Origin of the sequence: Micromonospora yasonensis, from assembly GCF_026013475.1 — a bacterium.
In the GTDB taxonomy this organism is placed as follows: Bacteria; Actinomycetota; Actinomycetes; order Mycobacteriales; family Micromonosporaceae; genus Micromonospora; species Micromonospora yasonensis.
Map to the genome: position 1 here is coordinate 1 of NZ_JAPDPH010000240.1, position 10,384 is coordinate 10,384.

Consider the following 10,384-nt stretch of genomic DNA (forward strand, 5'->3'; position numbering starts at 1 on the left):
TCCGTGTGCCCGCGGCCCCCCGCCGTGGCGGTCGCGGCACCGCCGTAGATGCCGGTGAAGGTGGCGCCGGCCGACCAGGTGTCCACGGTGACAGTCTGCGCGGTGCCGGCGTTGTTCACCGCCACCAGGTACTCGGTCCGGTCCTGCGGCAGGATCCGGGAGAAGGCGAAGACGCCCGGGCCGTCGGCCGCGTACCGGGTGACCTGAACGCCGTCCCGCAGGGCCGGGTGGGCCTGCCGGAGCCGGCCCAGCTCGGCGATGGTCCGGTACAGCGGGTGGGTGGTGTCGTACTGGTCGCTGGCGTGGGTCCGGGTGGTGCCGATCAGGTCGTCGTCCAGGTAGTCCGCCGTCTTCGAGGCGAACATGTCCTGCCGGGCGTCCTTGTCGCCGCCGGGGCCGGTGAACCCCTGCTCGTCACCGGAGTAGACCACGGGCTGGCCCCGGGTGAGGAACATCAGCTGGTGGGCGAGCTGGTCCCGGCGCAACTGGCTGGCGTCGTCACCGCCGGCCGCCGCGACGAACGAGCCGATCCGGCCCATGTCGTGGTTGCCGAGGAAGGTGGTCAGCCGGTTGGCGTCGGTGTTCCGGGCCGAGTACAGGTCGTCCTTGGCGTACACGTCGGCGAGCGCCTTGGCCGAGCCGTCGGCGGCGGTGTAGCCGCGCGCGGCCTCCTGGAAGGAGAAGTCGAGGGTGGCCGGCAGCCCGCCCTGCCGCACGTACGTCGACTCGATCTCCTGGTCGGCGCTGTAGACCTCACCGAACATGAAGAAGTCCGGCTTGCCGGCCTCGGCGGCGGCGGCGTTGATGCCGCGGGCGAACTGCGGCCAGAAGTCGAGGTTCGTGTGCTTGACGGTGTCCAGCCGGAAGCCGTCGACCCCGACCTTGCCGATCCACTGCGCGTAGATGTCGGTCATGCCACGGACCACCTCGGGCCGCTCGGTCCAGAGGTCGTCGAGCCCGAAGAAGTCGCCGTACTCGCTGTTCTCGCCGGAGAAGGTCGAGTCACCCCGGTTGTGGTACATGGCCGGGTCGTTCAGCCAGGCCGGGACCTTCACCTTGGCGTCCGCGGGGTTGGCGAAGACCGGGGTGTACGGGAACGACGAGGTGTTGACCTGCGGGAAGTCCCGGGTGCCGTCGGCGTAGTTGCGGTCCTCGAAGGCCCGGCCCTGCGCGTCCCGGTACGGCGCGGTCTTCTTGTCGACGTAGCCGTACTTGTTCTCGGCGTACCTGATGACGTCCGCAGTGTGGTTGGCGATGATGTCGAGGTAGACCTTGATGTCCCGCCGGTGGGCGAGGTCGACCAGCTTCTTCAGTTCCTCGTTGCTGCCGAAGTGCGGGTCGACCTGGGTGAAGTCGGTGATCCAGTACCCGTGGTAGCCGGCGGAGACGTCCGCGCCGGTGCCCTGCACGGGCCGGTTCTTGAAGACCGGGGCCAGCCAGATGGCCGTGGTGCCGAGGCCCTGGATGTAGTCCAGCTTGTCGATGACGCCCTTGAGGTCACCGCCGTGGTAGAAGCCCTTGTCGGTCGGGTCCAGGCCGGTGGTGAGCCGGTCGCCGGTGAGCCCACCAGTGTCGTTGCGCTGGTCCCCGTTGGCGAAGCGGTCCGGCAGCACGAAGTAGAACTGCTCGGCCCTGGCGCTGGTGCTGCCGGCCTGGAGCAGGGTCTCGGCGGACGGCTCCTGCGCCCACTGGGGAGCGCCCGCGGCCGCGAGCACGTCGGGGGCGGCGGAGCGGTCGGCGGCGTCGGCGCCCAGTTGGTGGATGGCCACCGGCACGCCGACCAGGGTGAGCACGAGCGAGGAGACCAAGGCGAGCAGCGCCTTGGGAGATATCGGCGGGGGTTTCATCGACGGCCTTTCTCTGGTCGCTGATTCGCCCGCACGCTAGCCCTTGCCGAAACATTCTGCAATACCTTGCAAACCAGGTCGCAACAAAGCAGTCACCTTGCGAAACGGTGACATCGTCCATCGACCGACGTTTCAGTCGATGACGCAGTTCGCGCCGTTCACTGTGCACTCGCCTGGCTGCTCCCCGGTGCCGGTCCGGGTGAACCGCAGGGACACCACGGCGGCCTCCCCCGACGGCAGCGACCGGGTGCCACTCAGCACGAACGCACCGCCGCCCTGCGTGCTGACCGACACCCCGGAGGCGGAGGACGCCTGCACGGCCTTGACGTTGCCGGGGAAGTACAGCCGCACCTCCCAGCTCTGGCTGCGGCCGGAGCCGTTGGTGACGGTCAACCGGGCCTCGAACCAGTCCCGGTCGCTGCGGGTCGCCTCGTACCGCGCCGTGACGGTGCCGGCCTGCGGCGTGGCCGGCGCGACGAGGGCCGACGCCGCGGGCGCCGCCGCGGGAGCCGCCGAAGTGGTTCTCGACGACGGGGTACGGCCGGGCGTGGTGCCGGTCGGCGACGGCTCGTCGGCGCCGGGGACCAGCGGCGCGACCGTCGGCGGCGCGGACGTGCCGGCGTCCACCCCGACGGTGGGAAGGTAGATCGGCGGGTCGAGGGCAGCCGGCACGCTCTCGTGCTCCTTCTCGCGCACGGAGAACACGGCGACGAGCAGCAGAGTGGTCAGCAGGCCGACGCCGAGCAGGACCACGATCCACGGCACCGAGGCCAGCATCCGCAGTCCCGACGGTGCCTCGGACGGCCGTTCCTGCCCGATGCTCATCAAGTCCCCCCTCGCCGACGCCGACGCGCCAGCGTAGCCAGCGCCCGCAACGATTCGTAGCGCAGCGGCCCGCGTTCCGCCCGTCCGGCCAACGGGACGCGGAGAACGGCTGACCCGGGACGCGCCGGTTCGGTGCCCCGGATCCCCGGTCCGGCGCGCACCTCTCGCCACGAGCCGCACGTGAGGGAACGCGAGGCGTCGTCGGCTAGTCTGTCCGGGCTCATCGATTGGAGATCCTAAATGGGCCAGAACCGGGCAATGTCGCTCAAGATCCTTGGAGCCGTCCAGGTTGGAGCTCCCGTCACCGAGCCCCACCCACCACGGCACGAACACTGAGCCGAGGCCGCGCCGAGGCGCCGGTCCGCCCGTCCCAGTCCACCCCCAAGCCCCTCATTCCGACTCGGAGCACCCCCATGCAGATTGCCAGTGCGCCAACCGGGCTCATCCGAAAGTCCCTCGGGACGGGTGCCCTGCTGGTGTTCAGCGCGACCGCCTCCTCCCCGATGGCAGTGCTCGCCGGTGCGATCGTCGCCACGTACGCCTCGACCGGCGTCACCGGCACACCGCTCGGCTTCGTCGTGATCGCGGCCGCACTGCTCTTCTTCTCCGTCGGTTACCTGGCGATGGCCCGCTACGTCTCCAGCGCGGGCGTCTTCTACGCCGCCCTCGCGGCCGGCTTCGGGCGCTTCTGGGGAGTGGTCGCCGCCCCCGTCGTGCTGCTCGGGTACAACGCCATCCAGATCTGCCTTTACGGGCTGCTCGGCGCGGCCGTCAGCGGCAGCATCGGTGGCACCTGGTGGGTCTGGTCCCTGGTCGCCTGGGCCGCCGTCGCGTCCGTCGGGGTGCTGAAGGCGCGGATCAGCGTCGGCCTGCTGGGCGCGGTGCTGGCCGTCGAGGTCGCGGTGATCCTGCTGTTCATCCTCACCTCGTTCACCCACCCGGCCGGCGGTTCGGTGAGCTTCGCGCCGTTGAACCCCAGCAACCTGCTGGTGCCCGGCATCGGTGGTGTGGTCGCCTTCTGCGCCGCGTCCTTCGTCGGGTACGAGTCCGCGGCGGTCTACTCCGAGGAGTCGCGCTCCCCGCAGGCGGTGTCGAAGGCCGCCTACTCGGCCCTGATCCTGCTCGCCGTGCTCTACGCGCTCGCCGCCTGGGCACTGGCGGTGGCCGTCGGCCCCGACAAGGTGGTGGACCAGTCCCGGGACCCGTCGAGCGGCCTGCCGTTCTCGATCCTCGAGACGCACGCCAGCCCACTGCTCGGCGGCGTCGCGACCGTCCTCGTCGTGACCAGCGTCTTCGCCGCGATGGTCAGCTTCCACAACTCGGTCGCCCGGTACGCCTTCAGCCTCGGACGGGAGCGGGTACTGCCGGCGGTGTTCGAGAAGATCGGCCGGGGCGGCGCGCCGGTCGCCGGCTCGGTGCTCCAGTCGGCGATCGCCCTGCCGGTGATCCTGATCTTCGCGCTGACCGGGGCCGATCCGGTCGCCATCATGTTCAGCTGGCTGTCCGGCGTCGCGGCCATCGCGGTGCTGCTGATGATGGCCGTCACGTCGCTGGCCGCGATCGCCTTCTTCCGCAAGGGCGGGGGCGGCACCGAGAGCGCGTGGCAGCGGACGGTGGCCCCGCTGATCGGCGCGGTGCTGGTCAGCGCGGCCCTGCTGACCACGCTGGTCAACCTCTCCGCCGTGCTCGGCGCGCCGGCGGACTCGATGACGAAGTGGCTGGTCCCCGGCGCGGTGGCGGCCGCGGCGGTGATCGGCCTGATCTGGGCGGCGGTGCTGAAGGCCACCCGCCCCGAGGTGCTGAAGAACGTCGGCCAGGGGCAGCTACGCCCGCTCGCGGTGATCGAGCAGGACCTGATCGGACGCTCGCTCTAGGCGTTCTCCGCGCGACACGACGGCCCGCCCCCGCAGCCGGGGACGGGCCGTCGCCCGTCTCACCGCCGCCGCCGGCCGCCGGCGACCGCCGCGGCGGCGGCTGCGGCCTTGCGCTCCTGGCCGGTCAGCACCAACTGGTTGAGATGCTGCAACCAACGCCAGGCCGGATCCGCCAGCTGCTCCTGGCTGAACGGCCGCCAACTGCGGTACTCCACCCCGCCACCGGTGGTGTACGGGAAGGTGGAGTAGACCTCCACCTGCTCGTGCGCGCGGGGCGGCCGCTCGACCACCAGCAGGTTGTTGTCCGAGAGGGCCACCAGGCACCGGCCGGGAATCCCCATCCCACCGATGGCCACCAGCGGCTCGTCGCCGATTTCCTCGACGGAACCGAGCAGGGTGGACACGGCGACCCCGACGTACGTCGCGTCGGCGGGCATCGGGTCGGCGGACTGGGTCATCTGGGCCACCGGGTCGAAGACCCGGCCGTCGGCGAGGTAGCTCTTGGCGATCTCGGTCAGCTCGTGCAGCAGAGCGGGCAGGTCCTGCACGTCGGCGCCGTCCCGGAACAGCCGGGACGCCGCCTTGATCTCGTAGTACGGCCGACGCGGGTCGGAGAACCTCGAGTCCAGGCTGCCGTACATGAAGATCAGCGCGTGTGGACCCACCGGCTTGGTCCGGCGCAGGTCCCAGTAGTGCGAGGCGTGCAGGGCGTTGGCGTACTGCACCCGATGCACCACGGCCTGCCGGATCTGGTTCTGGATGCCCTGCCCGGAGTATCCGTCGGCGGCCGACCCGGCCCTATCCGACTCCCGCTGCCCGCCGACCGTGGGGGCGCCGCTCGGCGCGGGCGACGGCCAGGCTCCGGCCTCCGGCGCGGCGTAGCGCGGCGTCTCCGGCGTCGCGTAGCCGGTGTTCTCCGGCGCGGGGCGGGCGGGCGCCTCCGGCGTGTGGTACGGGGGGGCACCCGGTGCCGGGTAGGCCGGCGTCTCCGGGGCACGGTAACGGGGCGCCTCGCGGGCGGGGTAACCGGTCGCGGCCTGCGCGGGGTAGCGGGACGCTTCCGCCTGGCCGTAGCCGGGGGCGGCCTGGGCGGGGTATCCGCCGGTCGCCGGGGCGGCGTACGCGTGGCCGGTCGGCGCATCCAGCGAAGACGCCGGCGTCGGCACGCCGTAGCGGGGCGGCTCGGCCCCGGAAAGCCCGGTCGAGCCCACCGACGCGCCGTAGCCGGGCGCGCCGTAGCTGGGTTCCGACGCGCCTGCCGTCAAGAGTGGATGCTCACCGGTCCCGGCCCAGCGTCCCGGCGCCCTGCCCGGGGACGCCGCCGGGGGATAGCTGGGCCCGTTGGCCGCGCCGTGGTCACGAGGGTCCTCATAAGACGGACGCGGCATCGGCGATCGGTGATCCTGCGACACGTGGTAGCTCCTGGCTAGCTGGAATTCGCCGCGCCGATGATTTCACTGGGTGCACGCGTTATCAACCGTCCGCACACAATGCCCAGGTCGGAGCGATCTGACTCACAACTCAGCGAAGACGGCCCGGCCGCCGGCCGGGCGGGAGCACCCGTACCGGGCCAGCTCACGGCAGCCGAACTGTCGATTGTGGATATTTGGTGGCCAAATTCGCAACCCTTGCCTGCTCTCCGTGACTCATGGTCCACTCGTTGCGCCGTGCACCCTGCACCGGATGATGAGGAGCGCCGCGTTGTCAGCCGACCCGTCTCATGACGACCCCGTCGCCGATCCGGAGGACCTCCTCGCCGAACTCGCCGGGGTACGCGCGGCCGTCGCGGCCGGCCGTACGACGCACGTCGGCTTCCCGGTCGCCACCGACATCGACTACAGCCCGCTCGCACCCCTCTTCGACGCCCTGCTGAACAACATCGGGGACCCGTGGACCGACCCGGCCGGGACCAACCACACCAAGCGCTTCGAGCGGGAGGTGCTGAACTGGTTCGGGGATCTGTTCCACGCGCCGGCCGACGACCGGTGGGGCTACCTCACCTCCGGCGGCACCGAGGGCAACCTCTACGCCCTCTACCTGGCCCGTGCCCGGTTCCCGAAGGGGCTGGTCTACCACTCCGCCGACGCGCACTACTCGCTGCCGAAGTGCCTGGACCTGCTCGGCATGGACGCCGTGGTGATCCGCGCCGACGAGCGTGGGGAGATCGACTACGACGACCTCGCCCGGATGATCGACCTGCACCGGGACCGGCCGGCGATCGTCGTGGCCACCTGCGGCACCACGATGACCGAGGCCGTCGACGACGTGCCGCGCATCCGCGCCGTCCTGGCGCGCGCCGCGGTCCGGCACCACCTGCACGTCGACGGGGCCCTGGCCGGTCTCCCGCTGGCTCTCGCCGACAACGGTCACGCCCTGCGGCTGGACTCGACCGTCGACAGCGTCTCCATCTCCGGTTACAAGTTCCTCGGCACCCCCGTCCCGTGCGGGGTGGTGCTGACCCGCCGCACCCTCCAGCAGCAGCTCGGGCAGGCCCCCAACTACACCGCCACGGTGGACACCACGATCAGCGGCTCGCGCAGCGGTCATCCCGCCCTGCTGCTCTGGTACGCGATCCGCAGCCTGGGCCACGCGGGCCTGCGGGAGCGCGCGGACCGGGCCCGGGAGCTGGCGGCGTACACCGTGGACCGGCTCAACGAGGTCAGCTGGCCGGCCTGGCGGCACGACCACGCCTTCACCGTGGTCTTTCCCACCCCGCCGGCGGAGGTGACCGCGAAGTGGGTGCTGGCCAGCAGCGACGGGCGCAGCCACCTGATCTGCATGCCCGGGGTGACCAAGGAGGTCATCGACGAGTTCGTCGCGGACCTGGCCGCCGCCGTCGACCCACGCCGCCGGGCCCGCAAGCGCCGAGCCCCGGTCCGGCGGACCCGGCGGACGGCGGACGTCGCACCTCCCGCGCCGACGCCCGACGTGCTCTATTCGGCCAGCTGATCCCAGCCAGGTCAGGCGGTACGGATGACGGTGCAGATGACCGGACCGCCGTCGGTGGCCCGCAGCAGGTAGCGGTAGCGCTCCCCGGGCACGGCCCCGCCCTGGCTGTCCAGGAACTCCCACCGCACCGCCACCTCGATGAGCAGCGCTGAGACCTGCTGCACATCCTCGATCTGCGCGTTGGCCGCGACCAGTTCCCGCTCGTGGTAGTCGGGGGCCGCCCCGACGAAGCTGAGCGCCACCGCGGCCGGGGAGGTGAACGAGAAACTGTAGGTGTCGGCGACCACCAGCCCGGGCAGGGCGTAGCAGGCGGCGATGGCAGGCACGTCGCCGGTGGTCAGGGCGACGCCGTACCGGTCGAAGAAGTCCGCCAGCGCGTCGAGGTCCGTGGAAGCCTTCACGGCGCTCTCCATTGCCGCACGGACGGCCCGGCAAACCTGCTCAGCGCGGCGGGATGCGTACCTCGATCTCCGCGCCGAGCTGCGCCCGGCCGGTCAGGTCGAGGTCGTCGCCGCTCCAGAACCGGCCGGGGTCGTACCAGTTGGGCCGGCGGCCGGCGGGCAGCAGCCCCATCGCCTCGTAGGTCACCGCCACCACCTCGGCGCAGTACGCGGTCTCCAGCGCCCGATCGCGCACCGGCACGCCCCCGGCCTCCGCAGTGGACCTCCGCCGGCGCAGGTCGGGCACCCGGCCCCGGGCCCAGCGCCAGGCGAGCTGGGCGGTGGACGGGAACGGAGTGCCGTCGAGGCGCGCCACGGTACGCAGCGCCGCCTCCTCCATCGCGGTGTCGGCCGGCGGTTCCAGCTGGCGTAACCAGGCCCGTTGGCCGTATCGGTTGGCCCAGACGCAGACGGCGTCCCGCAGGTCGTGCAGCTGGACGCCGCGCTGGTGGGTGCCGGTCCACCGGTCCGGCAGCGAACGGCCCAGCTCCGCGTGCCACATCAGCGGGGGCATGTCCTCCAGCACCAACGCCATGCCGACGTGGTTCACCGGGCTGTTCGTGGTGAACTGGATGGCCCGGTCGGGCACGCTGCGCCCGCGGAACACCCACACGTCGCCGGTCCGGGTCAGCTCCACGGCCTCGTCCAGACTGATGCTCATGGAGGATTACCCTAAGCCGATGCGGCAACGGATACGGTGGTGGAAGGTGCTCGGACTGGCCGGCCTCGCCGGCGTCGCGGCGACCGGTGTGGTCGTGGCCAGGGCGGAGCGGCGCCGCCGGGCGTACACCCCGGAGGAGATCCGGGACCGGTTGCGCGAGCGGCACGCGCGCGCCATCGGCGCCGTCCCGCCCGCCGACGACCCTTCCTGATCCCCGCCGGAGCGGCGTCAGAGGTCGGTGCGGCGCACCGCCTCGGCCACGGCCTCCGGGGTACGCCCGACCAGCGCGCCGCCGTCGTCCAACAGCAGGATCGGCCGCTGGATCAGCTCGGGGTGCGCGACCATCGCGGCGATCCAGCGCGGCTCGCTGTCGTCGTCCCGGGACCAGTCCGCCATCCCGAGCGCGGCGGCGGCCGGCTCGCCGGTACGGCAGATGTCCCAGGCCCGCGCCCCCAGCCGCCGCAGCACCTCGGTCAACTCGGCCGCGCTCGGCGGCTCGGTCAGGTACGCCCGCAACCGGTACGGCACCCGTGCCTCGTCCAGGCTACTGCGGGCGGCGACACACTTCGAACAGGCCGGGTTGTCCCAGATCTCCATGGCGAACATGGTGGCAGACCGGACTCGCCTCCATAACAGACGGTCGACGGGGCAGCCCCGGCCCCCTATGATGCGTACATGGGAAACAGTTTCTGGGAGACGCAGTTTGTCTTGTCACCGCCGGCCGGGCCGGTGGAGCGGCACGATCAGGTCGACCTCTACCCGCCACCGCGGGCGGGCCGGCAACCAGCCGTCGTCGTGGCGCACGGCATCCCGCTCCCACCGGACGCGCCGGACCCCCGGGAGTGGCTGCTCTACCGGGGGTACGGCGCACTCCTCGCCGAGCAGGGCGTGGTCGCGGCACTGGCCCGGCTCACCGTCGACTCCCCGGCGGGCCTGCCGGAGCCGGCCGCGCAGCTCACCAAGGCCGTTGACCTGGTCCGCGCCGATCCCCGGGTGGACCCGGACCGGGTGGCCCTCTGGTTCTTCTCCGGCAGCGGCCTGCTGCTCGGCGACTGGCTGCGTACGCCGCCGCCGTGGCTGCGTGGCCTGGCGGCGACGTACCCGCTGCTCGCGCCGCTGCCCGGCTGGGAGGTCGACCCGCGCTTCCGCCCGATCGAGGCGCTCGCCGACGCCGGCGGCGCACCGCCGCTGGTGCTCACCCGCGCCGGCCGGGAGCGGCCGGAGATCGCGGCCGCCACCGACGCATTCACCGCCGAGGCGGCACGGCGGGGGACGCCGGTGCAGGTCATCGACGTACCGGACGGCCGGCACGGATTCGACGCACTGGACCACACCGACCAGTCCCGGGCCGCCGTACGCGCGGCAGTCGACGCCGTCCTCGGCCTCCTCACCGCCCCCTGACCACCCACAGAATGCATGACGTTCCACCCACGCCCCCTCCCGCCGTCCGACGGCGGGCCACCCCCTGCTCAAGATCCGCACAACTTCGGGGAAGGTGCTGCCTCCCCGCGCCTGGGAGGGCGCACTTTTCGGGAAGTTGGGCGGATCTCCATCTCCCTGGATGGGCCCGGTCGCCGGGGGGGACGCTCCATGGCCGGTTGGCGGGTTCTGGGGTGGATGTCCGGTTCGCCGGGTGGTTGGGGCGGCAGGCGGGCGTGATCCAATTCGGGTGCCGGATGTCGGGGTGTCGCCCGCGGGGACCTCATCGCGATTGCAGGTCGACGGCTTTGTTGTCGCGTCGGATGTCCGGAGCGTGTGGGGTCGAGGCGTCCGCGCGGGCCCCTGATG

The 10,384-nt window shown here is 72.1% G+C and carries 10 protein-coding genes; 4 read left to right on the forward strand and 6 right to left on the reverse strand.

The window, feature by feature from the left end:
- Together ONA70_RS30835 and ONA70_RS30840 are read right to left on the reverse strand one after the other, a co-directional pair.
- Positions 1-1,847, reverse strand: a 1,847-nt coding sequence (locus ONA70_RS30835) for an alpha-amylase family glycosyl hydrolase (protein ID WP_265010015.1), incomplete at its 3' end; no start/stop codon positions are given.
- A gap of 132 nt (positions 1,848-1,979) precedes the next feature.
- Entirely contained in the window at positions 1,980-2,672 is a 693-nt protein-coding gene (locus ONA70_RS30840) for a cellulose binding domain-containing protein (protein ID WP_265010016.1), read from the reverse strand.
- Positions 2,673-3,148: 476 nt separating this feature from the next.
- On the opposite strand from ONA70_RS30840, the gene ONA70_RS30845 reads away from it, so the two are divergent.
- Entirely contained in the window at positions 3,149-4,546 is a 1,398-nt protein-coding gene (locus tag ONA70_RS30845; protein ID WP_265010017.1) for an APC family permease, read from the forward strand.
- Between the two features lie 59 nt (positions 4,547-4,605).
- On the opposite strand, the gene ONA70_RS30850 is transcribed toward ONA70_RS30845, so the two are convergent.
- Entirely contained in the window at positions 4,606-5,811 is a 1,206-nt protein-coding gene (locus ONA70_RS30850; protein WP_265010018.1) for a hypothetical protein, read from the reverse strand.
- A gap of 436 nt (positions 5,812-6,247) precedes the next feature.
- Between ONA70_RS30850 and ONA70_RS30855 the strand changes: the two genes are divergently transcribed.
- The gene (locus ONA70_RS30855) at positions 6,248-7,495 is read left to right on the forward strand and encodes a histidine decarboxylase (RefSeq protein WP_265010019.1); all 1,248 of its coding nucleotides are present in this window, start codon (positions 6,248-6,250) and stop codon (positions 7,493-7,495) included.
- An 11-nt stretch (positions 7,496-7,506) separates the two neighbouring features.
- Here ONA70_RS30855 and ONA70_RS30860 read toward each other — a convergent pair whose 3' ends face one another.
- Both ONA70_RS30860 and ONA70_RS30865 read right to left on the reverse strand, forming a co-directional pair.
- Complete coding sequence (locus ONA70_RS30860) at positions 7,507-7,896, reverse strand: hypothetical protein (protein ID WP_265010020.1); 390 nt, start codon at positions 7,894-7,896, stop codon at positions 7,507-7,509.
- A 40-nt stretch (positions 7,897-7,936) separates the two neighbouring features.
- Entirely contained in the window at positions 7,937-8,596 is a 660-nt protein-coding gene (locus ONA70_RS30865; RefSeq protein ID WP_265010021.1) for a hypothetical protein, read from the reverse strand.
- A 19-nt stretch (positions 8,597-8,615) separates the two neighbouring features.
- On the opposite strand from ONA70_RS30865, the gene ONA70_RS30870 reads away from it, so the two are divergent.
- Complete coding sequence (locus ONA70_RS30870; protein ID WP_265010022.1) at positions 8,616-8,807, forward strand: hypothetical protein; 192 nt, start codon at positions 8,616-8,618, stop codon at positions 8,805-8,807.
- Positions 8,808-8,824: 17 nt separating this feature from the next.
- Here the strand turns inward: ONA70_RS30870 and ONA70_RS30875 are convergent, their stop codons facing one another.
- Entirely contained in the window at positions 8,825-9,193 is a 369-nt protein-coding gene (locus tag ONA70_RS30875; protein ID WP_265010023.1) for an ArsC/Spx/MgsR family protein, read from the reverse strand.
- Between the two features lie 78 nt (positions 9,194-9,271).
- Here ONA70_RS30875 and ONA70_RS30880 point away from each other — a divergent pair, with 78 nt between their 5' ends.
- A complete protein-coding gene (locus ONA70_RS30880; RefSeq protein ID WP_265010024.1) occupies positions 9,272-9,997 on the forward strand; it encodes a dienelactone hydrolase family protein in 726 nt (241 codons plus the stop codon).
- Positions 9,998-10,384 lie beyond the last annotated feature (387 nt).